The 25221-nt window shown below is 71.7% G+C and carries 22 protein-coding genes; 10 read left to right on the plus strand and 12 right to left on the minus strand.

Annotated elements, in window-relative coordinates; genetic code table 11:
• Positions 1-15 precede the first annotated feature (15 nt).
• The 3 genes from ACQPZZ_RS23410 to ACQPZZ_RS23420 are packed head-to-tail and all read left to right on the plus strand — an operon-like array spanning position 16 to position 4275.
• Complete coding sequence (locus ACQPZZ_RS23410) at positions 16-1155, plus strand: C39 family peptidase (protein ID WP_432921957.1); 1140 nt, start codon at positions 16-18, stop codon at positions 1153-1155.
• A complete protein-coding gene (locus tag ACQPZZ_RS23415; RefSeq protein WP_432921960.1) occupies positions 1152-3005 on the plus strand; it encodes a S9 family peptidase in 1854 nt (617 codons plus the stop codon). The genes ACQPZZ_RS23410 and ACQPZZ_RS23415 overlap by 4 nt, the downstream gene beginning before the upstream one ends.
• Positions 2998-4275, plus strand: coding sequence for a M20/M25/M40 family metallo-hydrolase (locus ACQPZZ_RS23420; protein ID WP_432921967.1), 1278 nt, complete (start codon positions 2998-3000; stop codon positions 4273-4275). The genes ACQPZZ_RS23415 and ACQPZZ_RS23420 overlap by 8 nt, the downstream gene beginning before the upstream one ends.
• A gap of 23 nt (positions 4276-4298) precedes the next feature.
• Here ACQPZZ_RS23420 and ACQPZZ_RS23425 read toward each other — a convergent pair whose 3' ends face one another.
• The 4 genes from ACQPZZ_RS23425 to ACQPZZ_RS23440 form a co-directional block, all read right to left on the minus strand.
• Complete coding sequence (locus ACQPZZ_RS23425) at positions 4299-5564, minus strand: hypothetical protein (RefSeq protein WP_432921970.1); 1266 nt, start codon at positions 5562-5564, stop codon at positions 4299-4301.
• Between the two features lie 61 nt (positions 5565-5625).
• Positions 5626-6465, minus strand: a complete 840-nt coding sequence (locus ACQPZZ_RS23430) for an ABC transporter permease (RefSeq protein WP_363647390.1) — start codon at positions 6463-6465, stop codon at positions 5626-5628.
• Positions 6452-7381, minus strand: coding sequence for an ABC transporter permease (locus ACQPZZ_RS23435; protein WP_432921973.1), 930 nt, complete (start codon positions 7379-7381; stop codon positions 6452-6454). The genes ACQPZZ_RS23430 and ACQPZZ_RS23435 overlap by 14 nt, the downstream gene beginning before the upstream one ends.
• Before the next feature lie 7 nt (positions 7382-7388).
• Positions 7389-8993: a peptide ABC transporter substrate-binding protein gene (locus ACQPZZ_RS23440; RefSeq protein WP_432921976.1), complete on the minus strand. Its 1605-nt coding sequence runs from the start codon at positions 8991-8993 to the stop codon at positions 7389-7391.
• Between the two features lie 136 nt (positions 8994-9129).
• On the opposite strand from ACQPZZ_RS23440, the gene ACQPZZ_RS23445 reads away from it, so the two are divergent.
• From ACQPZZ_RS23445 to ACQPZZ_RS23455, 3 genes are all read left to right on the plus strand, one after another.
• Positions 9130-10101, plus strand: coding sequence for a helix-turn-helix transcriptional regulator (locus ACQPZZ_RS23445; protein ID WP_363647384.1), 972 nt, complete (start codon positions 9130-9132; stop codon positions 10099-10101).
• 69 nt (positions 10102-10170) lie between these two features.
• Positions 10171-10986 (plus strand): DUF4253 domain-containing protein, encoded by an 816-nt coding sequence (locus tag ACQPZZ_RS23450; RefSeq protein WP_432921980.1) that lies wholly within the window; start codon positions 10171-10173, stop codon positions 10984-10986.
• Positions 10987-11009: 23 nt separating this feature from the next.
• Positions 11010-11861, plus strand: coding sequence for an SAM-dependent methyltransferase (locus ACQPZZ_RS23455; RefSeq protein ID WP_432921983.1), 852 nt, complete (start codon positions 11010-11012; stop codon positions 11859-11861).
• On the opposite strand, the gene ACQPZZ_RS23460 is transcribed toward ACQPZZ_RS23455, so the two are convergent.
• Positions 11851-12846 (minus strand): lactonase family protein, encoded by a 996-nt coding sequence (locus tag ACQPZZ_RS23460; RefSeq protein ID WP_432921986.1) that lies wholly within the window; start codon positions 12844-12846, stop codon positions 11851-11853. The two genes, ACQPZZ_RS23455 and ACQPZZ_RS23460, sit on opposite strands and share 11 nt — an antisense overlap.
• Positions 12847-12945: 99 nt before the next feature.
• Here ACQPZZ_RS23460 and ACQPZZ_RS23465 point away from each other — a divergent pair, with 99 nt between their 5' ends.
• Together ACQPZZ_RS23465 and ACQPZZ_RS23470 are read left to right on the plus strand one after the other, a co-directional pair.
• Positions 12946-13587: a response regulator transcription factor gene (locus tag ACQPZZ_RS23465; protein ID WP_432921989.1), complete on the plus strand. Its 642-nt coding sequence runs from the start codon at positions 12946-12948 to the stop codon at positions 13585-13587.
• A gap of 223 nt (positions 13588-13810) precedes the next feature.
• Positions 13811-14188, plus strand: coding sequence for a hypothetical protein (locus ACQPZZ_RS23470; protein ID WP_432921992.1), 378 nt, complete (start codon positions 13811-13813; stop codon positions 14186-14188).
• Between the two features lie 22 nt (positions 14189-14210).
• Here the strand turns inward: ACQPZZ_RS23470 and ACQPZZ_RS23475 are convergent, their stop codons facing one another.
• The 3 genes from ACQPZZ_RS23475 to ACQPZZ_RS23485 all read right to left on the minus strand — a co-directional run bounded on the left by ACQPZZ_RS23475 (position 14211) and on the right by ACQPZZ_RS23485 (position 16552).
• Complete coding sequence (locus ACQPZZ_RS23475) at positions 14211-14807, minus strand: Rv1733c family protein (protein ID WP_432921995.1); 597 nt, start codon at positions 14805-14807, stop codon at positions 14211-14213.
• 75 nt (positions 14808-14882) lie between these two features.
• The gene (locus tag ACQPZZ_RS23480; protein ID WP_432921998.1) at positions 14883-15869 is read right to left on the minus strand and encodes an Acg family FMN-binding oxidoreductase; all 987 of its coding nucleotides are present in this window, start codon (positions 15867-15869) and stop codon (positions 14883-14885) included.
• 23 nt (positions 15870-15892) lie between these two features.
• A complete protein-coding gene (locus ACQPZZ_RS23485) occupies positions 15893-16552 on the minus strand; it encodes a CBS domain-containing protein (protein WP_432922001.1) in 660 nt (219 codons plus the stop codon).
• Positions 16553-16771: 219 nt separating this feature from the next.
• Here ACQPZZ_RS23485 and ACQPZZ_RS23490 point away from each other — a divergent pair, with 219 nt between their 5' ends.
• On the plus strand, positions 16772-17473 hold the full coding sequence (locus ACQPZZ_RS23490) for a CBS domain-containing protein (RefSeq protein ID WP_363648152.1): 702 nt from the start codon (positions 16772-16774) through the stop codon (positions 17471-17473).
• A gap of 75 nt (positions 17474-17548) precedes the next feature.
• On the opposite strand, the gene ACQPZZ_RS23495 is transcribed toward ACQPZZ_RS23490, so the two are convergent.
• Positions 17549-20569, minus strand: a complete 3021-nt coding sequence (locus ACQPZZ_RS23495; RefSeq protein WP_432922004.1) for a DUF222 domain-containing protein — start codon at positions 20567-20569, stop codon at positions 17549-17551.
• A 571-nt stretch (positions 20570-21140) separates the two neighbouring features.
• On the opposite strand from ACQPZZ_RS23495, the gene ACQPZZ_RS23500 reads away from it, so the two are divergent.
• A complete protein-coding gene (locus ACQPZZ_RS23500; protein ID WP_432922007.1) occupies positions 21141-21905 on the plus strand; it encodes a PRC-barrel domain-containing protein in 765 nt (254 codons plus the stop codon).
• A gap of 179 nt (positions 21906-22084) precedes the next feature.
• Here the strand turns inward: ACQPZZ_RS23500 and ACQPZZ_RS23505 are convergent, their stop codons facing one another.
• The 3 genes from ACQPZZ_RS23505 to lnt all read right to left on the minus strand — a co-directional run bounded on the left by ACQPZZ_RS23505 (position 22085) and on the right by lnt (position 25028).
• Entirely contained in the window at positions 22085-22651 is a 567-nt protein-coding gene (locus ACQPZZ_RS23505; RefSeq protein ID WP_432922010.1) for an FxsA family protein, read from the minus strand.
• Positions 22652-22728: 77 nt separating this feature from the next.
• Complete coding sequence (locus ACQPZZ_RS23510) at positions 22729-23472, minus strand: polyprenol monophosphomannose synthase (protein ID WP_432922013.1); 744 nt, start codon at positions 23470-23472, stop codon at positions 22729-22731.
• Positions 23472-25028, minus strand: coding sequence for an apolipoprotein N-acyltransferase (gene lnt / locus ACQPZZ_RS23515; protein WP_432922016.1), 1557 nt, complete (start codon positions 25026-25028; stop codon positions 23472-23474). Before lnt ends, ACQPZZ_RS23510 begins: the two co-directional genes overlap by 1 nt.
• Positions 25029-25221: the final 193 nt, after the last annotated feature.

A 25221-nucleotide genomic window follows, 5' to 3' on the forward strand; every position in this document is an offset into this window, starting at 1 on the left:
ACAACAATCGGCGAGGTGGTCACCCTGCTGTCGGCCGGACCGAGCCCCCAGGTGAGCCCCGTGGTCCTCCACCGGTGGTCCGTCGGGGCCGGGGAGACGGGGACGGCGAAATATCTGGATCCGTTCGCGCCCGGCGGCGAGCGGGAGTGGCCCTGCACGCGCTGGACGTCCCCCGAACGGGAGATCGGCTTCGCGGCGACCGAACTGGTTCCCTCGTGGACGGCCACCGCTCCGCCCGGCGCCTGGCTGGAGATCGAGGTCCAGGCGCGGACCGTCACCGGCGCCCTGACCAAGTGGTTCGTCATGGGCCGGTGGGCCGAGACCGACGCCGACATCCACCGCACGTCGCTACCCGGCCAGGGGGACGCCGACGGTGACGTCGCCGTCGACACGTTCGTCGCCGCCCGCCCCGTCACGTCCTACCGGGTGCGCACCACCGTGTACGGCAGCGGCGGCGGCGTGCGGTCGCTCACCGTGATGGCCTCGGCGGTGGAGCACACGGGCAGAGGCGGGCAGGCGGGCGGAGGCGGCGCGCCGGGGCCGCGGGCGATCGAGCTCGACGTGCCGCGCCGGTCGCAGAAGGTGCACGCGGGGCACTACCCGCAGTGGGACGGCGGCGGCGAGTCCTGGTGCAGCCCCGCGTCGTTCACGATGGTGCTCGACTACTGGGGGCGGGGACCCGCCCCGGCGGAGCTCGCCTGGGTCTCCCCCGGCGACCCGTGCCCGGCGGTCGACCACGCCGCGCGGGACATGTACGACCACAGCTACCAGGGGACCGGCAACTGGCCCTTCGGCGTCGCGTACGCCGGGCGGTACGGGCTGGACGGCTTCGTCACGCGGCTGCGCTCACTGGGAGAGCTGGAGCGGTTCGTCGAAGCCGGGATCCCGGTGATCACCTCTCAGGCGTTCCGCGATCACGAGCTGCCCGGTGCCGGATACTCCACCGGGGGGCACATCATGGTCGTGACCGGGTTCACCCGGGAGGGCGATGTGATCGCCAACGATCCGGCCGCGCCGGACGACCACGGCGTGCGGCGGGTGTACCCGCGCGCCGCGTTCGAGAGCGTCTGGCTGCGCGCCACGAGCAGCGGGGGGATCGCGCACATCGTCCATCCCCCCGGCACTCCGCTTCCAGACTCCGGGGGGAACTGGTGACGATTCGGGCCGTGGACGTCGCGCGGGTGGACGACCGCCCCCTGTGGGTGGAGATCTCGGGCGACGAGGTCTGGTGGGACGAGCCGCGCCCGCGGGAGGGCGGCCGGCGCTGCGTGGTGCGGCGCAGGGCCGACGGCGTGGTCGAGGACGTGCTTCCGCAGGGCTGGAACGCCAGGAACCGGGTCATGGAGTACGGCGGACGGTCCTGGCGGGCGCACGAGGGCCGTCTGGTGTTCACCAACTGGGCGGACGGCCGGATCTACCTGTGCTCCCCCGGCGGGGAGCCGGTCCCGCTCACCCCCGAGGACTCAGCCCGCTACGCCGACCTGGTCGTCCACGGCGGCGAGGTGTGGTGCGTGCGCGAGCGGGGCGACGCCCGCAGCGGCGCGCGTGACATCGTCGCGGTGCCGCTCGACGGCTCGCCCCTGCGCAGCGTGGTGAAAACCCATCACTTCCTGATGAATCCGCGCGTCTCACCGGACGGGCGGACGCTCGCGTGGATCGGCTGGAACCACCCCGACATGCCCTGGGACGCCACCGAGCTCTGCGTCGGCCCTGTGAACGGCTCTGTGGAGGGCGGTCCCCACCGCGTCCTGCTGTCCGGCGCGTCCACCTGCCAGGCCGAGTGGCGCGACGACGAGAGCCTGTACGCCGTCACCGATCCCACCGGCTGGTGGAACATCCACCTCGTCGGCCTGGACGGCGCGGCGCGCGACCTGACCCCGGTCCCGCTGGAGTTCGGCGACGCCACCTGGAAGATCGGCGGCGCGTTCTTCGCCGTCGCGGACGGGCGTATCGCCGCCGTCTACGGCACAGCTGACGAGCGGCGGCTCGGGGTCGTCGACGACCCCGCCGGAGCGAATTCCGTCCGGGACGTGGGCGGCGGCTACACCTACTGGGCCCCCGCCCTGTCGGCCCGGGGCTCCCACGTCGTGGGCGTGGCGGCCTCGCCACACCGGCCGTACGAGGTGGTGCGGGTCGACCTGGGCACCGGGGCGCACGAGGTGCTGTCCCCGGGCAAGCCGGTACCCGGGGACGCCGAGCTGCCCACCCCCGAGGCCGTGGTCGTCGAGGGAGTGCACGCACACCTGTACGCCCCGGCGGCCCTGTCAGACGGCGGGCCCGCGCCGTACGTGGTGTTCGTGCACGGCGGGCCGACGAGTTCGGCCGCACCGGTGCTCGACCTGGAGATCGCGTACTTCACCAGCAGGGGGATCGGCGTCGCCGAGGTCAACTACGGCGGCTCCACCGGCTACGGCCGTGCCTACCGTGAGCGGTTGCGGCACAGCTGGGGCGTGGTGGACGTGCGTGACTGCGAGACGGTGGCGCGGTGGCTACTGGACACCGGGCGGGCGGAGAAGGTGGCGATCAGGGGCGGCAGCGCCGGCGGCTGGACGTCGATGGCCGCGCTCGTCCACAGCGACGTCTTCTGCGGCGCGGTGTCCCACTACGGCATCTCCGACCCCGAGCGCTGGGCGGCCGAGACGCACGACTTCGAGTCGCGCTACCTCGACGGGCTGATCGGCCCGCTGCCTGAGACCCGGCAGCGCTACGTGGACAGGTCGCCAGAACTGCATGCGGAACGCGCGTCCGGCCCGGCCCTGCTCCTGCACGGCCTGGAGGACAAGGTGGTCGATCCCGCGCAGTCGGAGCGCTTCGCCGCCGCGCTGGCCCGTCACGGGCACCGGTGGGCGTATCTCACGTTCGAGGGGGAACAGCACGGCTGGCGGCGTGAGGAGACCATCGTCCGGGCCCTGGAGGCCGAGCTGGCCTTCTACGGGATCGTCTTCGGCTTCCCGACGCCCGAGGTTCCACCGCTGACGCTGCAGGACGGGGACGGGAATGAGTGAGGTCGCGGCGATCTGCTCGGAACTGCTGCGGATCGACACCACCAACGACGGGTCCGGCGACGGGCCGGGCGAGCGGCGGGCCGCCGAATACGTGGCGTCCCTGCTCGCCGAGGTCGGGATCGAGCCGGTGGTGTTCGAGTCGGCCCCGCGGCGCACCAGCGTGGTGGCCCGCATCCCCGGCGACAGTTCCGACGCGCTGCTCCTGCACGGGCACCTCGACGTCGTGCCCGCCGACCCCGCCGAATGGCGTACCCACCCGTTCTCCGGGGAGATCGAGAACGGCTGCGTGCACGGCCGGGGCGCGGTCGACATGAAGGGCACGCTCGCCATGACCCTCGCCTGGGCCCGCGAGAACGCGCGCAGGGGCGTGCGCCCCCGGCGCGACCTCGTGCTGGCGTTCCTCGCCGACGAGGAGTCCACCGGCGAGTACGGCGCGGGCCACGCGGTCGAGCGGCACCGCGACCTGTTCGAGGGCTGCACGGAGGCGATCAGCGAGTCCGGCGGCTTCTCCTGGTATGAGGGCGACGTCCGCATCTACCCGGTGGCCGTCGGGGAGCGCGGCACCGCCTGGATGCGCCTGACCGCCCGCGGCGTGCCCGGCCACGGGTCCAAGCCCGCCGTGGACAACCCCGTCGCGGAGCTCGCCAGGGCCCTCGCCCGCCTCGCCGACCATACCTGGCCCGTACGGCTGACGCCGGAGGTGGCCCGGCTGATCGAGGAGCTGTCGCGGGCGCTCGGCCGGCCGATCGACGCCGGCCGGCTGGAGGAGGAGATCGAGCGGATCCCGCGCGCGGCCGCGCTGTTCAAGGGCGTGCTGCGCAACTCGGCCAACCCGACCATGCTCGACGCGGGATACAAGGTCAACGTCATCCCCGGCACGGCCGAGGCCCACGTGGACGGCCGGTTCCTGCCGGGGCAGCGCGAGGAGTTCCTGGAGACCGTCGACCGGCTGCTCGGCCCGAAGGTCACCCGCGAGTTCGTCAACTTCGAGGAGGCCGTCTCCTCTCCCGCCGAAGGGCTGTTCGACGAGCTCACCGCCGCCCTGCTCGCCGAGGACCCCACGGGCAGGCCCGTGCCGTACGTCATGACCGGCGGCACCGACGCCAAGTGGTTCGCCAGGATCGGCATCAGGGGCTACGGCTTCGCGCCGCTGCTCCTGCCGCCGGACCTCGACTACTTCGGCATGTTCCACGGCCTGGACGAGCGGGTGCCGGTCGAGGGCCTGGAGTTCGGTGTCCGTGTCCTCGACCGGCTGCTCGTCACGGCGTGAAACCGTAGAAGCCGTAGGAACGCTCAGCCCTGGTAGAAGGCCATGTCGACGCCGGAGACGGTGTGCCGGACAAGGGTGAACCCGCCGCCCGGCCCGGCGTCGGCGTGTGCGGCGACCGCCTCGCTCAGGCACACCCGCCCCGGTGCGGCGAGGTCCTGCGCCATCTTGGACGCCTGGTTCACCGGCGCGCCGGCCACGTCGCGGCCGCCGCCCGGCGTCCGCCCCGACAACACCGGCCCGCTGTCCACCCCGATGCGGCAGGTCATGCCGGCATCGGCCAGGGCGGTGCGCAACTCCAGGGCGAACGGCACGGCGGGGCCGGGATCGTCGAACAGGTAGATGGCCAGCGGACCGGCGACCTTGATCTCGGCGGCTCCCTCCGCGGGCAGGAGGCGCAGGCCCGCCTCCCGCATGTGGGCCGACAGGTCCAGCCCCCGCAGAAGGGCGACCTCGGCCGTGTCCTGCCGGGCTTCTTCTCCGCGCTCGACCAGCACCACCGTCCGCTCACGCAGGTGCTTGCCGGCGAGGGCCGCGGCGAGCCCGGCGTCCTGCGGATCCAGGCGCAGCAGATCCTCGTAGAAGGCGGCGGAGTAGGGGATGGGGTACCACCCGTCGGCGGCGGGTGCCGTGCCGGCGTCGCGCGGGCCGTCGAGCACCCGGTAGACGGCGCCCAGAGCCCCGGCCTGCCCGTGCTGCCCGGCCTTGCGGCGCAGGACGAAGCCGTGGTCCGCGGGCAGCCTCCCGGCCACCGCCTCCGTGATCGCGATCTCGCCGCCCTCGGTGTCGTTCTCCGCGAGGTGCTCGATCGCGTCGGCCTCGGCGCCGTACAGGCCGCCGTCCAGGTCGTAGTAGTCGCCGTGGTGGACGCCGATGCCGATGCGGACGCCGCAGGTGCGGGCGATCTCGTCCTGCGCCCCCAGCAGCGCCGACAGCAGCGTCCCCGCGTCGGTCGAGGCGGGATGGAACATCTGCGCGTTGTCCGCCGCCCAGACGCCCACGGCCCGGCCGCCCGCCGCCGTTCCGTACGCGTGCAGGACGCGCTTCGGGCCGTCGATGAGCGCCAGCACCTCCAGCAGGCCGAGGCTCCGGCTCAGTCTGGTGAGGCCGGCGGAGTCGGACACCACGCTGTATCCGGTCGTGACGTGCGCGCCGAGCAGGCGCCGGGCGTCGGCGGCGGTGCGGCCGCTCGCCCGCCACTGCTCCACCAGCGTCAGCGGCAGGCCCGGGGCCGCGTCCCGCGCGAGGTCGAAGGCGCCCGGGTCGTGCCGGGCGGGGAGATCGGTAGACACGGGCGCACGCTAGCTCACCCATCGCTACCGTCCGGTCGCTTTGAGCGACAAAGCTGGGGTCTCAGCGCAGGCGCGGGTCGAGGGCGTCGCGCACCACGTCGCCGAGCATCAGGAAGCTCAGCACGGTCGCGGTGAGGAACAACGCGGGGAAGACCAGCAGGTGCGGGTGCTCGGCGAAGAACGTCTGGGCGATGTTCAGCTGCAGGCCCCACGACACGTCGGGATACTGCAGGCCGACGCCGAGATAGTCGAGGGTGGCCTCGCCCGCGATGACGTTCCCGACGTTCAGCATCGCCACCACGATGACCGGCGCGATCGCGTTGGGCAGGATGTGCCGGAACATCAGCCTGCGGTCGCTCGCGCCCAGCATGCGGGCGGCGGCGACGAAGTCCATGTCCTTGACGGCGATGACCTGTCCGCGCATCAGCCGGGTCATGGTCGTCCACCCCAGCAGCACGAGGACCAGCGTCATCGCCCATATCCCGTGGTCGGGGAAGGCGACCAGCACGACGGTCGCGCCCAGCACGAACGGGATGCCGAAGAACACGTCGGTGACCCGGGCGATCACCGCGTCGGCGACGCCTCCGTAGTAGCCGCCGACCAGCCCGAGCACGATGGAGATCAGCAGGGCGAAGACGGTGACCGCGACACCGACCACGATGGACGCCCGGGTGCCGTGCACGACCTGCGACCAGTAGTCGCAGCCCTGCAGGTCGTACCCGAACAGCGCGCCGTCGGCCGGGCCGCGCTTGGACATGCGCAGGTCGCAGGACTCGTTGGGGCCGAGGCGGGCGAACAGCCCGGGGAAGGCCGCCATCGCCATGGCCACCAGCAGGACGGCCGTGGAGAACCAGAAGATCACCCGGCCGCGCAGCTCCGCCCAGGCGTCACGCGCGAGCACGGCGGATCCTCGGGTCGAGCACGCCGTACAGCAGGTCGACGGCCAGGTTGGCGAGAATGAAGATCATGACGAGCAGGGTGACGACGCCGACGACGACGGGACCCTCCTGGAGCTGGATGGACTGGAACACCTGCTGGCCGATGCCGGGCAGGTTGAAGATGCCCTCGGTGACGACCGCCCCGGCCATCAGGTTGCCGAAGTCGACGCCGAGGTAGGTCACGACCGGGATGAGCGAGTTGCGCAGCGCGTGCAGCCCCACCACCCGCCGCCGGGCGAGGCCCTTGGCGGTCGCCGTGCGGACGTAGTCGGCGCGCAGGTTCTCCACGAGCGAGGTGCGGGTGAGCCTGGCGACGTACGCCAGGCCGAACGAGCCGAGGACCATGCCGGGCAGCAGGTAGCTGCCCGGCCAGCCCTCGTCGGGCCCGGCGGTCGGGAACAGCCCCAGATTGAGCCCGAGCACGATCTGGGCCGTGTACCCGACGACGAACACCGGGACCGCGATGACGAACGTGGTGCCGGCGAGGACCGCCGTGTCGGCGGCCCCGCCCCGGCGCAGCCCGGCCAGCACGCCGAGCCCGACACCGACGACGAGCTCGAAGACCCAGGCGGTCAGCGCGAGCTGCGCGGTGATCGCCCACCGGTCCTGGAGGAGCTCGCTCACCGGCTGGCCGGTGAAGGTCTCCCCCAGGTCGCCGTGGAACACCCCGAGCATGTAGCGGCCGTACTGCACGAGCAGCGGCTCGTCCAGGTGGTAGCGCGCCCGCATCACCGCGAGCACCTGCTCGGGCACCGGCTTGTCGCCCGCGAGCGCCAGGATCGGGTCGCCCGGCAGCGCGAACACCATCGTGTAGATCAGGAAGGTGGTCGCGAAGAACACCGGGATCGCCTGGGCCAGGCGCTGCGCGGCGTACCTCACCCCCGTGTCACCCCTGCTTCGCGCTGATCGTGTAGATGTTCTTGCTGTACGGGGTCACGTTCACACCGCTGAGCCGGCTGGTGAAGCCGATCTGGTTCTGCCAGTTCCACAGCGGGATCATCGGCATCTCGGCCAGCGCGACGTCCTCGGCCTTCTGGTAGAGCGGCAGGCTCGCGTCGAGGCTCGGCGCCGAGTTCGCCTGCTTGATCAGGTCGTCGAACTCCTTGTTCTCCCAGCCCATCCGGTTGCCCGCGCCCCACATGTACTCGAGGTAGTCCTGGGGGCTCGGGTAGTCCATGACCCAGTTGTTGCGGTACGGACCGTCCTCCTTGCGCTGCCGCAGGGTCGACAGGTAGTCGGCGGCCGGGATCTTGCGGAACGTGATGTCGGAGATGCCGAGGTTCTGCTTCAGCTGGTTGGCGACCGCGGTCATCCACTGCTCGTAGCTCGGGTCGGCGTTGGAGAACCACAGGTTCAGCGTGCCGCTGAAGCCGCCGGCCTGGTCGAACAGCGCCTTGGCCTTGGCCGGGTCGTACGTGCACGCCTCGCCGCAGGCGTTCTCCCGGTAACCGGGCACCAGCGGCGCCAGCAGCGACGCCATCGGCTTGAACGCGCCGTCGTAGACCGCGTCCACGATGGCCTGCCTGTCGATGGCCATGGAGAACGCCTTGCGCAGGTCGGCGTTGGCGAACCGTTTGTCGAAGGTCGGGAAGCCCAGGTAGTCCATGGTGCCGTCGGGGGTCTGCACGAAGCGGGCGCCGAGCAGCCGCTTCGCCTCGGACGTGCTGGCGGGCGGCACCGTCGTCATCAGGTCCACCCGCCCGGCCCGCAGGTCGGTCCACGCCGTGTCGCGGCTGGCGTAGATCTTGAAGGTGACGCCGTCCGCCTTGGGCTTGCGCTCGCCCGCGTACGAGGGAGACCGCTTGATCGTGATCTGCTTGTTGTGCTCCCACGCGCCGTCGAGCACGAACGGCCCGTTGCCGACCGGGGCCTGGTCGAACGCCTTGAGGTCGCTGAACGCCGCCTTCGGCATCGGCGCGAACGCGATGTAGGCGAGCGTGATCGGAAACTGGCTGAACGGCGCGGTGAGCGTCACCTCGAGCGTGGTGTCGTCCACCACCTTCAGGCCGCTCATCTTGTCCGTGGACGGGTCGCCCTTCTCGGGGTTGAGCTTGTCGTAGCCCTCGATGTTGGCGAAGTAGTAGTTGTTGGTCCAGCCGTTGGGGCCGTAGGCCGTGGCGTTCCAGGAGTCGGCGAAGCTCTGCGCGGTGACCGGCTCGCCGTTGCTGAACTTCTGCCCCGGCTTGAACTTGATCGTCCAGACCTTCTGGTCGGTGCTGCTCACCGACTCCGCCGCCCGCATCACGGGCTTGCCGCCGGCGGCGTCGATGGAGACCGGAGTCTCGAACAGCGTGTCCAGCACCGTGATCGAGTAGTCGCTGGAGGTGTTGCCGGGGGTGAGGTGGTCGGGCTCGGTCAGCGCGACCGAGAACGCGTTCGCCCCCTTGCCGCCGCCCGCCGGGGACGATCCTCCCCCGCCTCCCCCGCACCCGCCGCTCAGCATGATGGCGGCCACAGCGAGGGCGGCCGCCCGGCTTCTCGTGACCCTCACTGGTCCTCCGCCTCTTCGTCGTGTTGCGGGTGAGGGTAGGAAACGGGGCCGCCGTCTGCATCGGAGACTTTACGTATTCCTCGTGCAACCTATTCCTTGCGCAACCTTTACCCGGCAGGCTGAGCATGGAGGATCCATGGATGCAATCAGCCTCAGCGCGCGGAGCCTGCACGCCGTCGCCGAACTGGGCTTCCAGGTGGCCCGGCAGGGGGCGCACGGGGCGATGACCGCGCTGGGCGAGGTCATCCCCGTCGAGGCCTACGAGTTCGTCGCGTTCGACCCGGCGACCGGCCGGCACCGCTCGCTGGTGTCGTCGGGGTACACGCGGGTGGACGACGACGCCGCGGAGGAGTACGCCCGGCTCGACGCCTACCGGCGGGCCATGTCCCTGCGCACCCCGGTCGTCATGGGCTCTCCCGGCACCGAACGCTACTTCCGCCGCCACCTCGAGCCGTACGGCTGGCACGCGGGGATCACGACGCCGCTGTTCCTGACCGGCGGGCGCTACACCGGGCTACTGCACGTCGGCTCCCGCACGGACCTGCCGCCGGAGGCGCCCGCGGTGATCAGCGCGGTCTCCCCCGCTCTCGCGCATCTCACCGACGTGACCCGCTGCGTCATCGACCCCCTCGGCCTGCCGCCCGGCTTCCACGCCGTGGCGTACGAACGGGGCGGACGGCGCAGGGACGTGGCCGGGTGGCCTCCGTCGGAGGCGCTCGCGGCCGAACCGGCGATGACCGAGCTGGCCAGGGCGTTCATCGACTCGCGCGAGCTGTCGCGCCGGGGGCTGTGGCTGGACGGCACCGGCCAGTGGCGGGAGCTGCGCCTCCACCGGGCCGGCGTGGGCTTCCACGGCTCCATCCAGGGCACGGTCATCGCCGAGCGCCCCTGCGCCCTGCCGTACGACCTGACCTCGCGGGAGATCGAGGTGCTCACCCGGGTCGCGCGGGGCGACTCCAACCCGCAGATCGCCGCCGCGCTCGTGCTGAGCGTGCGCACCGTGACCACCCACCTGGAGCACATCTTCGCCAAGCTGGGCTGCGACAGCCGGACCCGCCTGACCACGAAGGTTCTCGCCGAAGGGCTGTGCCGGCTGGACATTCCCTGAGCCGGCTCGACATCCCGTAATGATCGCCCTCGCGGGACGCGCCGAGGCCGGGTCCGACATTATTGGCCCATGTCGGTTCACGAGCGTCGGCGGCTCCCCACGGGCCTGGAGCTGCTGTTCGGAGACGGCGGCGACGGGCGGGTGCTGTCCGTGGACCTGCCGTCCGGGTCCCTCGTGTGGCCGGACCCCGACTACGACAAGCTGCGCACCCATCACCGCCCCTCGTTCTGGCTGAGCGACGAACCGGTGCCGGCCGGGCTGTGGGCCCGGCTCCGCGCCGAGCACCCCCGGTCGGGCCTGTGGCCGGTGCTGCTGGAGGACGGCGTGCAACCCTGGTCGGCCGGGCAGATCGCGCCGGACTCGCCCGGCCACATCGACTATTACAGCGCGGCGGGGTTCATGGCCGAGGCGTGGCAGGACCTGCTGCTCGGCCACGAGGCGTATCTCGCGCCGTTCGGCGCCGAGTGCCCGGGGATCGCGCCGCCGGCCACGCTGGTGGCCGACCCCGACGTGGTCGCCGACTGGTACGCGGACGTGGTGGCCGAGCGGATGACGCCGCTGGGGCTCGCCGCGGTCGGCCGCGGCGCCGACGCGATGGTCGCCATGGGCTGGCAGGGGGCGCTGCACCACAACGAGTGGACCGTGCCTCTGGCGGCCGTCGTACGCAGCTGGGAGGAGCGGTTCGGGGCGCGGGTGGTCGGCATGGGGTTCAACACGCTGGAGCTCAGCATCGCCGCGCCGCCCGCCACCCCCGCGCACGCGCTGCGCGTGGCGGCCGAGCACTGGACGTTCTGCCCCGACAGCATCCTGCAGGGCCCGGGCACGCTGGCCGACTACGCCGAGCAGATCGTCGGCCAGAACGCCTGGTCGTTCTGGTGGGATTAGAGCGATAATTACCAATCTAGATCGTGAGCAAGGGAGGCGGTTTGGGCGGCACGGAGCTGGGCGGGGGCGAGCGGCCCGCCAAGGCGGCGGGCATCAAGACCGGCACCGCGAACATCGCCCGGATGAGCGACTACCTGCTCGGAGGCAAGGACAACTTCGCCGCCGACCGGAGGTTCGCCGAGCGGCTGACGACCATCGCGCCCGAGGTCAAGACGATGGCCGTGGACACCCGCGAGTTCCTGGAGCGGGTGGTGCGCTTCCTCATCGATCAGGGCGTGCGGCAGTTCCTCAACGTGGCGTCCGGGCTGCCGACCCGGCGCAACACCCACGAGGTCGCCCAGGAGCTCGCGCCCGGCTCCCGCGTGGTGTACGTCGACGACGACCCGGTGGTGCTCACCCACGCGCGGGCCATGCTCGCCCGCAATCCCGGCACCGGGGTGGTCGACGGCTCCATCCTGCGCCCGGCGGAGATGCTGGCCGACCCCGAGATGCTCCGGCTCATCGACTTCGAGCAGCCGGTCGGGGTGCTGATCCCGGCCCGGCTGCAGTATCTCCCCGACGCCGCCGAGCCGTACAAGTGCGTGGCCCACGTGCGCGATCACCTCGCGCCCGGAAGCTACCTCGCCGTCGGTCACGCCGTCTTCGACAGCCGTCCCGAGCTGGCCGCGCCGATCGTCGAGCTGTTCCGGCAGATCGTGCCGGAGGCCGACGGCGCTCGGCGGGACCGGGAGAAGGTGCTGCGCTTTTTCGACGGCACCGAACTCGTGGATCCCGGCCTCGTCTACATCCGCCAGTGGCGGCCGGACGTCCCGCAGAGCACCGGCCAGGCCCAGCGGGTGTGGATCGTCGGGGGCGTCGGCCTGATCACCGGATGAGTACGCACGAGGGGGTGCCCACCGCCAGCGCCACGCCGGTCGGCTCGGGCAGCCCGTCCTTGAGCGCCAGCATCGCGACCGTGTCCGACCGCTGGTTGGCGACGTAGAGGCGGTCGCCGTCGATCGCGAAGTGCCGCGGCCAGTGTCCGCCCGCCGGCACCTCGGCCAGCATCGTGAGCCCGGGCCCGTCCACCGCGAAGACGGCGAGGGTGTCCGGCCCCCGGTTGGCGACGTACAGGTGCCGTCCGTCGGCGGACAGCGCGATGTGGGAGGGCAGATTCTCCCCTTCCGCGCCGCTCGCCCGCACCGCGCCCGCCTCCCGCCATTCGCCGTCGTAGACGCGCACCGTGCCGTCGAGCTCGCCGGTGACGTACCAGTGGCCCTCGTGGTGCAGGAAGTGCCGGGGGCCGCTGCCGGAGGCCAGCCGTACGGGGCCGCCGGGGTGCGGGCGCATGCCGGGCAGGAAGCGGCGCACCTCGTCGGTGCCGAGGTCGGTCACGTACAACACGCCGTCGGGCCCGAAAACCGCCTGGTGCGCGTGCGGGCCCTCCTGACGGCCCGGGTGGGGGCCGCCGCCCTCGTGCGGGAACGTCAGCGGTCCCGGCTCTGGCATCCCGTCCCCACCCAGCCGGTAGGCCGTGACGGTCCCGTCGCCGTAGTTGGCGACGGCCAGCCACCGGCCCTCCGGATCGAGCGCCAGGTGACACGGCAGCGAGCCGCCGCTGGAATGCTCGGCCAGCAGCCGGGGAGCGGGCTCGCCGGGCTCGTCGGCGAACACCGCGACGCCGCCGTCCCCGTCGCGTTCGAGCACGGCGTACAGCAGCGGCAGCCGTGGGTGCGCGACGACGAACGACGGCCCGGACGCGCCGGTCTCGGCCACCGTCTCCAGACGCCCGTCCGCGTGCGTGCGGGCCACCGTCAGACCGGGACCCGACCCCTCCGTGTCGGGGGTGTATCCGCCGATCACCAGACCGGGTCGGGACATCTCCACTCCAAAGATCAGATCGTCGGGGATACCGCATGGTATCGGTCGTCGCCACCGGCCTGCGGGACCTTCGGGCCGCTCGCGGCTTAGCTTGGAGACATGATTCGGGTGTTCCTGGTGGACGACCATGAGGTCGTACGGCGTGGTGTGGCGGCGTTGCTGGAGGCGGAGGACGACATCGAGGTCGTCGGCGAGGCCGGGACGGCCGAGTCGGCTGTGGCGCGCATTCCCGCGCTGAAGCCGGATGTGGCGGTGCTCGACGTGCGCCTGCCCGACGGCGACGGGGTGGACGTCTGCCGCGAGGTCCGCTCGAAGCTGCCGGGCCTGGCCTGCCTGATGCTGACCTCCTACGCCGACGACGAGGCGCTGTTCAACGCGGTCATGGCCGGGGCCGCGGGATACGTGCTCAAGCAGATCCACGGCTCTGACCTGGTCGGCGCGGTGCGGACGGTGGCGGCCGGGCAGTCGCTGCTGGACCCGCAGACCACGGCCGCCATGCTGCACCGGCTGCGCGACCAGGCCGCGAAGAAGGACCCGCTGGCGGCGCTGTCGGACCAGGAGCGGCAGATCCTGGAGCTGATCGGCGAGGGCCTGACCAACCGGCAGATCGGCGAGCGGATGTTCCTCGCCGAGAAGACGGTCAAGAACTACGTGTCCAACCTGCTGAGCAAGCTCGACATGCAGCGCCGCACCCAGGCCGCCGCGCTCGCCGCCCGTCTCAAGGCCGGTCGCCAGGACTGAGCGGGCGGCACAGGTAATCAGCAGGCCCAGGTAATCAGCCGGGTAATCATCGGTGCCGGAATGTCCCAGGACACCGGCCCAGCCCCAGCAATACGGGCATATGCCTTATGTCGCTTATGTCCATGGCGTATCGATGCCAGAGCGGGCAGGTGGTTGCCAGGTGTCTCGTCACTGCGCGGACGTTTTCAGGACAGATCTCGTCTCGGCGGCGCGGCGGCTTGCGGTGGCCGCCCTCGTCGTCTCGCTGGCGGGTCTCGCCGTCGCTGAGGCGGCGGACGCGGCCTCCGCACCGCTGCGCCGCAAACCGCACGCGGCCGGGGCCGCCGCGAAAGCCAACAAGGCCAAGGCGAAGGCGAAGGCGCGGGCCAGGCCCCGCCCCGGCCCGCGCGGTTATCAGGCGGTCGAGGGCTCGCGGAGCGGCGCCACGCAGTACAAGTCGGGCTCCGGCAGCAACATCCAGAACCTCAACGGTGTCAACACGCCCTCGCTACTGAGCGGCCCGCAGTCGACCGCGGTGACGTCCGCCGGGCGCATCACCAGTCAGGGCGCGTACTGCGCCCCCGGCAGCCGCTCGTGCGACATCTCGCAGAACATGAGGTGACCGCATATGAGGTGACCGGCGCTCAGATGTGGTGGCGCCGCCACCTCTGGTCGGCCGCAGCCCAGGCGGCGTCCCATTCGCGGTAGCGCCTGCGGTCGAGCCCGTGGCGCGTGAGCACGAAGCAGGCCCCGGCCAGAGCCGCGGCCGCCGCCATGACGCCGAAGGCGGCCAGTCCCGCCCGGGTCACCGTCTCGGCCCGCCGCGGCGGCGGCGCGGCCGGACTGCCCGCGGCGTCCACCCACAGCCGCGCGTTCGCCTGGCCGTTCCGCAGGAGAAGGGCCGCCGGGACCACGCCCTCCCGGACCTCGCCGCCCGGCAGCGTCCACCGCGCCAGACTCGCCCCCAGCATGCCGCGGCCGCCGGCCGAGCCGACGGACACCTCCTGGATCAGTGTGGCCTCGACCAGCTGCCGCGCCCCCGGCCCGACCCGTTCGGCCGCCAGGCCGCCGTCGTACACCGTTCGGGCGGCCAGCGCCGCGGGCCACACGGCGAGCAGGACGGCGGCCACCGCCGCCGCGGCGAGCGCCGCCTCGACCCGGTCGGTGCGGCGCCGCAGTGGGTTGCGGTCGGGCCGGTAGCGGCGTAACCGCGACACGACCCAGCGGGCGATCGATCTCATGACGCACCTCCTGTCGGCCACAGGAGGTCCCACTTCCCCCGGCGCGCCCGCCCACGCCCTCTCACTCGAGCACCCTTATTCGAGGACCTCGGAGGGGGCACGGCGGACGCTCTCGCTCTCGTCGATGACGAACCCCAGCCGCATGATCATCTGTGGGGGCTCGTCCGAGCACAGGTGCCTGCGGATGAACTCCCGCAGCTCCGGCATCTCCAATGCCTGGGTGTGGAAGGCGACGCTCAGCCCGTACGCGGAGGCGTGGAGCAGCATCCGCTGCAGCGCCTCGCCCGCGCGCAGCCAGTCCTCCCGGGAGTCGCCGGCGGTGCTGAGCAGGGCCACGAGGCCCGTTGAGGCGGACACCCGCTCGTCCGGCGCCATCCCCCACTCGTGCCCCCGGGCGTAGTCCCGCTGGGCGAAGTGCTGGGGGTAGGTACGCCGGGGATCGGTCGGATAGCCCGCCGCGGGCACCCCGTCGCGGCGTGAGCTGCCGGGCGGCCGGGCCCAGCGCATGAGTTCGAGGACGAACAACCGGTTCTGCGACTGCACGTCCTGGGCGGCGCCGGTCAGCGCGGCGAGCACCCGCGCGGAGGCGTCCGACCTGATCGGCGTCATATGGCCGCCCTCGGCCGTCGCCTCAGCCACGAGCGCGTCGATCAGGCGGTCCGGCACCGGCAGAGCCGTGAACCCGGACCGGTGGGTCCGGCGGCGTTCGATCTCGCCGTGCAGCAGCCGAACGTGCTCGCCCGGCTCCTGCCCCGGCCGCACGCGTACGGTGGCGAGCAACAGCGGCCGCTCCGGGTCGGGGATGCGCCGCACCTCGGGTTCGTAGCCGAGCGCGAGCAGCGTGATCCGCACGTTGAACAGCGCGGCGCCACAACTGATCATCAGCTGTCGGCCCGTGGGGTCGGAAACCCGCAGCTTCCTGTCGGGGTCGGCGCGCAGGGAGATCTCGTCGCCGGAGACACCGAACGACCAGGGCTGGGTGTTGTGGATCGAGGGGGCCCACAGCGCCGCCTCCACCGCGGCCTTCGCCGCCTGCGCGATCTCTTCCGTCCGAGTCTTCACGATCTTCTCCCCAGGGTGCTCGGTCACAGCAACGGCGGGGCGATGAGCAGGTCGTCCACGAGGAAGGCGACATCGGCGTCCACCTCGACGACGCCCTCGACCCGGCGTACGGCGTGCAGCAGCGGCTTGATGTCCGACCTGCGGGGCACCTGTCCCTTGATCGTCACCACGCCGCCCGAGACGGTGAATTGAAGGTCGTCGGGGCCTGAGTTCAGCCGAGCGGTGATCTCCTCGATGTCGGCCAGGATGTCCTCCGCCGGACGGACGAACACGCGCAGCAGGTCGCCCTGATGAACCGTCCCCACGATCCGGCCGGTCATGGTGTCGATCACAGGCAGCTGCTTGATGCGGTTGCGGTGCATCAGCCGGGCCGCGTCCCGTACGGATGTGCCGCCGGTGACCGTGATCGCGGGACGCGTCATGATCTGACCGGCCTTCGTGCCCGACGCCTTGCGGCGCTCCTCACGCCTGTGGGGGCCGTCGAAGGCGCCCTCGCCCGGGTCGATCTCCTTCAGGAGGATGTCGTCCTCCGACACCACCCCGACCGGGCGCCGGTCGGCGTCGACCACCGTGACCGCGCCCACCTTGAACCGCTGCATGGTGGTGACAAGGTCGGCGAACGACGCGTCCATCGGCACCGCGATGGCGACCCTGCCCATGACATCCTTCACCTTCGCCGTCATGACGACGCCTCCCATCTCCTCACTGCCAGCGTGCCTCGCGGCGTCTTTCCAGGTCAGCGGTGAAGGTCCTGACCACCCGGGACTTTCGGCCACCCGTCGCGCCGTCCGGACAGGGCAGGGCCAAGGGCCCCGCCGGCAGGGACGTCCGTCCCTTCGCAACCGCTCCGTACGGCGATGCGATGGAAGGGGGAACGGAAGACGGCCCGGAAGGAGCGGATCATGCACATGAAGGTGCGGGACGTCATGACCAGCGAGGTCGCCTCCGTCAACGGCAGCACGCCGTTCAGGGACGTGGCCGAGGTGCTCATCGCACACGAGGTCAGCGCGGTGCCCGTCGTCGACGGCGAGGGCCACGTCGTCGGCGTGGTCTCCGAGGCCGACCTGCTGCGCAAGGAGGAGTTCCGCGAGCAGTTCTACCGCGAGGGCTACCGGCCGCCGCTCCGCGCCCGCCTGCGCGAGGCCGTGGGACACGGCGCCGGCAGGAGCCAGGAGCGAGCGCGTGGGGTGACCGCCGCCGAACTCATGTCCGCCCCCGCGGTCACCACCCGTCCGTACACGAGCGTGGTCAGCGCCGCGCGCCTGATGAATCGGCACGGGGTCAAACGCCTGCCCGTCGTGGACGACGAGGGCGTGCTCGTGGGCATCATCAGCCGCCACGACCTGCTCAAGGTCCTCGCCCGCGCGGACGCCGACATCGCCCGTGAGGTACGCGAGGACATCATCGGCAACTGCCTGTGGGCCGATCTGTCGGGCGTCGAGGTGTCGGTGTCGGAAGGCGTCGTGACGCTCACCGGCGCCCTGGAGCGCCGCTCGCAGTCGCGGGTGCTCACGCGGATGGTCGAGCGGACCAACGGCGTGATCGGCGTCGTTGACCGTCTGGAGTGGAAGGAGGACGACGTCGGCCCCTGGGAAGAGGCCTGATCGCCCCAAGAACGGCCGGGGCGCTCCGATGTGCCGCCGGGCCGCTCCCCAGCCTGCGGCGGCTCACGTCCGGGCTCATGCCCGTGACCACCGCGTTTTGGTGGGGTGGTGGTAGGTGAAGGCCCAGCGGTCTTTGCCGGTTGTGCGGCGGGTGTAGCGCTCGGGGTGCTGGTAGCGGTCGCGGTTGTGGAACTGGCAGGCCGGGCCGAGCAGCTTCAGGTCCGTGAGCCCGCCGGTGCTCCAGTTGTCGGCGTGGTCGATCTGGCACATGGTCGCGGGCAGGGGGCAGCCGTCGATCCAGCAGGTGGCGTAGCGGGCGAAGACCGCCCGCCGCTGGGCCGGGGTGGCCAGCCTGACTTTTCGGCCCATGTCGAGGACCTGCCCGTCGGCGTCCATGACCAGGCGTACCAGGGTGGAGGTGCGGGCCAGGCGGTGCACGCCGGAGACCGGCAGCACCTGCCCCGTGGCCAGCAGCAACCCCGGCGCCCTGCCCAGCAACGCCCCCGGCCATGTTTTTGCCCCCGGACCCAGCCCTGTCGCCGGCCCTTGCTCCGAGTCTGCCCCCGGCCCTGGCACCGGCCCTGCGCCCGGCTTATGAGGGCCCGGCTTATGAGGGCCCGGGTCATGGGAGCCCGGGTCATGGGAGTGCTGCCCGCCGCGCACGTCGCCGTGGGCGTCGGGTGTGCCCAGCCCATGCCGGGATCCCCCCGCGGGCCGAGGCCCGGCGTGGGCGTGACGGGCAGAAGCGCCCCACGCAGGAGGATCCGGCGGTTGCCACTCATCCCAGCGCGACCTACCCGACCGTGACTCGCTCTGCTGTGACTCACGCTGTCGTGACTCGCTCTGCTGTGACTCGCTCTGCTGTGACTCGCGCTGTCGTGGCTTGCTCTGCTGGGGCTCGCTCGACCGCGCCTTCTCCGGCCGAGCCTCCTCCGACTGCGTCCCCTCGGGCTGTGTCCCTTCCTGCTGCTTGCTTTCCGGCTCGTTGCCCTCCGACTGCGCGTATTCGGCCGCGTCACCGAGTCCAGCGGCACCGGCACCCGGAGCGACCGCGTCCGTTCCTTCGGCCTCGCCGGAGGCAGAGCACACCGCCTCCTCGGCGGGCTCGATGAGCCCGGCGGGTCCCACGGACTCGACTGGCTTGATGAGCTCGAAAGCGGCCGACTCAGGGGCGGCCGACTCAGGGGCGGCAGGCTCGGGCTCTGCAAGCTCGGGGGCGGCGGGCTCGGTAGTCTCCGTGCGATCGCAAAGGTCATCACCCCGGCCGGCAGCGTCAACGACGTCAACGCCACCGGCGTCATCCGCGCCACTCGCGTCATCCGCGTCAGCGGCGTCGTCCACGCTGCCGGTCTCCCCGGCCTTCTCCGCGTTCCGGCCGCCCTCGGGGCCCAGGACGTTGTCGGCGTCTGCGGTGTCTTCGGCGTCCTGAGTGTCCGGGCGGCTGCCGAGATCCTCGGTGTTGCTGGCGCCAGCGTCCTCGGGCTGGTCGTCCTGGTCGCCCTGGTCGCCCTGGTCGCTCTGGTCGGGGACCGGGGCGGGGGCTGCGGGGTCGGTGGCGGTGTCGGTGGCGGTGTCGGTGACCGGGTCGGCGGGGAGGGACTCGGCGTTGACCAGTACCAGAAGCTCAGCGACGATCTTCTGCTCCAGCAACGCGATCAACGCATCGGCCTGACGTACCCGCAGCGGCCGGTCATCACCCTCCGCCCGGGGCCGGGCATAGGCATCCAGCAACGCCCGCAACCGGGCGGCCGCCTCACGAGGCAGATAAAACTCCCCCTCCAGCCCACCCCCCTTACCCGGACGAACCCGCAGAAACCGCCGCCCGTAATCGGCCCGCTCATCACGCTCGTCCCCATCAGGGTCCAGCACCGCCCGCAGATACCGGCCCGCCCTGGCCACCTCCGCCGGCCCCGCCCGGCCCGCCAACTCCAACAAAATCGGCTCAGCCAGCCCCACCTGCTCACCGGTCAGATGCTCGGTAGCCATACAGATGGCCTCCACCACCCCCGCCGACAACCCCCCGCCCGCAAACGCCTCCCGCACCCGCGGCAACCGCGCCAACTGCACGCCCAACGTCAGCAGCCGGCCCGCCCCCGCCACACTCAACCCACCCGCGGTACGCAACCAACTGCGGGTCGAGGCATGCCCATGCTGCCTAGCCTGCCCCGCCCGATGCACCCGCCCCACCCGATCCGCCAACGCCGACGTGATCCGATCCCGCACGAACAACAGGTCCTCTGCCTCGGCCAGGCAGACGCCGGCATCGTCCGCAACCGGAGCCAGCGCCAACGCCTGCGCCGACTCCCGCAACGAGGCCACCAACACCCACGACGACCGGACCCCCGACGACCGGCCCCGGCCCCGACCCGCACCACCACCGACATCCCCGACAGACCCGGCAGACCCGGCACCAGCCGAACCAGCCGAACCAACCCCGGCACCACCGCTACCGGCGGCACCAGCGCCATCGGGACCCGCGGCACCACTGAAACCAGCCGCGGAAGCGGCCCCGGAATCGTCGCCAACAGGACCGGCGGCATCTGCCGCGCCAGCCCTGGCAGGACCGGCGGCACCAGCACTTCCGGCACCGGAACTGGCACCACCCGCGCCAGGGGCACCAACGACAGTGGCCGCAGGCCCGCCATCAACAACACAGCCGCCATCCTCAGCAGCGCCAGCCCCACCAGCCGCACCGGCCGCACCCGCCGCACCCGCCGCACCGGCCCGGACAGCATCCAGCCCGCCGGTATCCGTGCCGCTGCCCCTGCCAGCGACGTCCGTAGCGGCACTTACGGAGGCGCTTACGGTGGCGGCACCGTTCAAACCGCTACCGGGGGCGCGGTCACCGGCCGGGTTGTTCGCCACATCGGCCGCGCTGTCGTCGGCTGGGGCGTCATCGGGCGGGCCGTCGAATGTGCTGCCGGACCGCCGTATTCCCGGTTCGACAATAGGAAACCAGCCGCCAAGGGAGTCGTCGCGGGCAAGGGAGCCTTCGGACGAACACAAAGGGGAATCGGCGGTCAAGCGGTCCCACCAGTCGCCGTCGGCTCTATCCGAACGACGAGGGCGGCCAGGATCGAGAATCGGCGACTCCATGACACCCCCTCACATTCATTCGAACGCCTGTATGAATTCTCCCACGCACCAATCGCCCCACTCAAGCGCGGAGCCGAATTACATGGAGTCACAGGCGGAAACGCAATTAGTGCTATAAGCCTTCAATTCACCGCGTTCACTCGGCGGCTTCCGCACCCCGGGTCGTCGGCGGGGCCGGCAGGCCGTCGCACGACCCGGCGGCCCACCGGCCCGACAGTCCGGGGGCCGACGACCCGGCGGCGCGACGGACCTCGAGAGCTCACCGACTTCGCGCATGCCGAGAAGGCACGGCGCTCCCGCAGGAGGTCTCACTTGTCCAGCCCTCCGAGCCTGGCGGCGTTCGCCACTCGCCTCCGCCGAACGGACCGGAGGACCCCGGCCGGGCCGGATCACAAAATTTTCGCTGCGGGTGGCGAACGCCGCGATGCGAGCTATCACCTGCGACGATGCCGAGGCGACCGGCCCAGCCACATCGGCACGGCAGGGGTGATTTCCGGAAAAGGTGGTTTCCGCTCTCCCGTCGGCGGTAGCGAAGTAAGAGACCGACCAAGCGAGAGACAAGGAGAAGCACGTGATCACTCACGAGCAGATCCCCATGGTGCTCGACAACCCGGTCCACGACCTCAACGGCGACAAGATCGGCGAGGTCGCGCAGGTATTCCTGGACGATGCGACAGGACGGCCGAAGTGGCTCTGCGTCAAGACTGGACTTCTCCACACCAAGGAGACCTTCGTCCCGCTCCACGACGCGAACCTGACGGCCGGTCATGTCGAGGTCCCGTACGCCAAGGAGCACGTCAAGAACGCGCCTGACGTGGACCTGGACGCCGACGGACACCTGTCCGCCGAACAGGAGCGTGAGCTGTACCGTCACTACGACATGGGCTGGGACGCCGCCTGGGAGCGTGCCAACCAGCCCGACAGCCTCACCGGGTGGGCCGCCAGCGGTGGCCGGCACGAACGCGAACGCCTGGAGACCGGGATCGGCGATCCTGCCGACTACGCCGTGACCCGCGGCGGGGAGCGGTACGGCACCGACGACCCCGCGCTCAGTTCCATGGATCGGCTGGACGCCGACATCCCCGGTACGCGCCCGGGCGAGCCTCTGGCGCCGCGGGACCCGGAGACACGGTCCGGGGAGCTGTTCGGCCGGGGAGACCCCTCGGTTTCGTCGAGCGAGCGATACGGAACCGAGGATCCGGCGGCCCGGTCGCAGGAACGGTTCGGCACGGGCCACCCGGTGACGCGGTCAGGCGACCGGTTCGTGACCGATCCGGAGGCGCGTGATCAGGGCGTCCGCCGCCGGGACGTGCCCGACCCGGACGAGCGGCTGTAACTCGGGGCACCGCTCGTCACCAGCCCCGTTGCCCCGGTGTGCCTCCGCCGCCGGGGCAACGGCGTGCCCGGCAGACGGACGCACGACGGAACCCGGAAGGCGAACCCGGAAGGCGAACCCGGAAGGCGGCCGCATAAGGCGACCCGGAAGGCGAAGGAGAACGAGAACGAGACGGCGGCTCAGTGCTTGTCGTCGTCGATGACCTCGCCGTGCACCACGCGGCCGCGGCCCGCACCGGAGGTCCCGCCGACGCCGTCCACGCCGTCGACGCCCGCTCCGCCGAACCCTGCCCCGCCGAACCCTGCCCCGCCGAACCCTGCCCCCCCGAACCCTGCCGTACGGTCGAAGAGCGGCGCGTACGGCGAGCGGGCGGCCAGTGAGCGCACGCGGCGGCCGAGGAACCACGACAGCCAGCGCCGGGCGATCGGCCGGGTGAACGGCAGGATCGCGAAGAATCCGAACACGTCGCTCAGGAAGCCGGGGGTCAGCAGAAGAGCACCGCCGGCGACGATCATGGCCCCGTCGATGAGTTCCTTGTCGGGCATGCGCCCCGACTCGATGGCCGTGCGCAGCGCCGCCCATGCCCGCCGCCCTTCGCGGCGCACCAGCCAGGCACCGAGGACGCTGTCGGCGATGAGCAGGGCGACCGTCTCCCACCCGCCGATCACGGACCCGACCCGGATCAGAAACCAGATCTCCAGGACGGGAACCAGGAGGAACCCGAGGAACAGCCCGATCCGCACCATGTCTTGCCCCACTCACCCCGGCAGTCGTACGTCTGCGTCAACGCTCACGCGGTCGCTGGGGTTCCTGTGGATCGCGCCTATCGCCTTGGGCGAAACCGGTCGGCGTACCCGGTGACGCCCCAGACGGCCACGCGCCAGAAGGCCTCAAGGATGATCTTCCGGCTCATCTTGCTGGTGCCCACGGTGCGCTCGACGAAGGTGATCGGCTTCTCGACCACCCGCAGGCCCTGCCGCACCGTGCGGAGCGTGAGGTCCACCTGGAAGCAGTAGCCCTGCGACTCGACGTCGTCCAGCCCGATCTTCTCCAGGGTGGCCGCGCGGTAGGCCCGGAAGCCCGCCGTGGCGTCGGACACCGGGATGCCGAGCACCAGGCGGACGTAGGTGTTGGCGCCCCGCGAGAGCAGCTCACGCGAGAACGGCCAGTTGACGGTCTTGCCGCCGGGGATCCAGCGGGAGCCGATGGCCAGATCGGCGCCGTGGCCCACCGCGTCGAGCAGCTTGTGCAGCTCCTCCGGCTGGTGGGAGCCGTCGGCGTCCATCTCCACCAGCACGTCGTAGCCCTCGGCCAGGCCCCAGCGGAACCCGGCGATGTAGGCCGCGCCCAGCCCCTGCTTGCTCGTCCGGTGGAGGACGTGGACGTGGTCGTCCGCCTCGGCCAGCTCGTCGGCGATCCTGCCGGTGCCGTCGGGGCTGTTGTCGTCGGCGACGAGCAGGTGGACGTCGGGCAACGCCTCCCGAAGCCTGCGCGTGATCATCGGCAGGTTCTCGCGCTCGTTGTACGTCGGAACGATCACCAGCACCCGTCCCGGGGTCTGCTCCATCAGCTCTTCCTCCGCCCAGAGATGGCCGCCACCGTCGCTCCGGCTCCCATGAGTATCAAAACCCACTCCGGCAGCGCACCTACCTCGGCCGCCACCGTGTTCTTCGTCCTGACCGGGACATCCACGACGTTCATCCCCGCCACCAGCTCGCCGGTGTGCCAGCCGACCCGGCCGTCCGGCGCGACGTACGCCGAGATGCCCGTGGTCGCCGCGGTGACGACCGCCCGGTTGAACTCCACCGCCCGCAGCTGCGACATCGCGAGCTGCTGCGGCGGCAGGTTGGTGAGCGCGTAGCTCGCGTTGTTGGTCTGCACGACCAGCGGGGTGCCGCCCGCCAGCACGGTCTCGCGCACCGTGCTGTCGAACGCCACCTCGTAGCACTCGACGGTGCCGATCGTCACCGGCCCCATCCGCAGCGCTCCCGGCTTGTTGCCCGCGACCGACTGGCGGCCGACCAGGTTGGCCCGCGACGACAGCGCGAGGAACAGATCCTTCATGGGCGTGTACTCGCCGAAGGGCACGAGCCGCCGCTTGTCGTAGTACGCGCCGGGGCCGGTGACCGGGTCCCAGACCACACCGCGGGTGGCCCGCTTATCGGTGCCGATCTTGACCACCGCGCCGACGAGGACGGGCACGCCGATGTCCTTCACGGCGGAGTCGATCGTCTGGCGGGCGAACGCGCTGCTGTAGGGGTCGATGTCGGTCGAGTTCTCCGGCCACACCACGATGTCGGGCCGCTGGAGCTTCCCGGCGCGCACGGCCTCGGCCATCCGGTGCGTCTCGTCGGCGTGGTTGCGCAGCACGACGGCGGGCTCGTCGCCGAGGAAGTACATTCCCCGCCCAGGGACGTTCCCCTGGATGACACCGATCCGCACTGTCCTGCCCTCGTCGCCGGGCCGGGGCACGACCAGCCCCAGCACCGGTACGGCTATCGCGGCGAGGAGCGTTCCGGCAACCACCCGGTCGGCCCGCCATCTCGGCGGACGCCGGGTGACCAGCGCGGCGAGCAGCATCCCCGTGAGCGCGACCGTGAAACTTACAAGCGGGGCGCCGCCCAGCGCGGCGAAGCCGGTGTACGGCGACTCCCCCTGGCTGAAGGCCAGCCGCGCCCAGGGGAAGCCCCCGACGGGGAACAGTCCCCGGGCCCATTCCTGCACCACCCACAGGCAGGCCACCCAGAGCGGCCACAGGCGCAGCCGCATGACGAGGACGGCGACACAGGCCAGCGCCGCCCAGAACAGGCTCTCGACGCCTGCCAGGGCCAGCCAGGCGTCGTCCCCGATCGGGCGGACCCAGGCCAGCGTCGGCAGGAGGAACGCCAGCCCACCGGCGTACCCGAGCCAGGCGGCCCGCCGCACCCGGGTGCCGCGGATCGCGAGGGCGAGCAGCGACAGGCCCACCGGGGCGCAGAACCACCAGCCGAGGGGCGGGAAGGCGAGGTAGAGCACCAGGCCCCCCGCGACGGAGGCGACGAGGCGGATCAGCGCGCCCGGCACCCGCGGCCCGGGCGCCGCGACGGCGGCCGGCTCCGCGTCCTGTGCCGTCTTCAATGCCACGGGACAGTTTCTCCTCGCGTATCGCTGGTTCTGACGCACGACATCATCACAGGTGAGAGTCGCAGACAGCGGCGCAAGCCGCCAAACCGTCTCCGCCACTCTACGGGTGGCGCGCAAAGGCGATCACGCGGGTGAGAAGGGAAGGGGGCCCGGGCGGCCCTTCGGACCGGTTCCGTCCCGTCGGCGGCGGGCG

The sequence above is a fragment of the Microbispora sp. CA-135349 genome, from assembly GCF_050947365.1.
Classification (GTDB): Bacteria; Actinomycetota; Actinomycetes; order Streptosporangiales; family Streptosporangiaceae; genus Microbispora.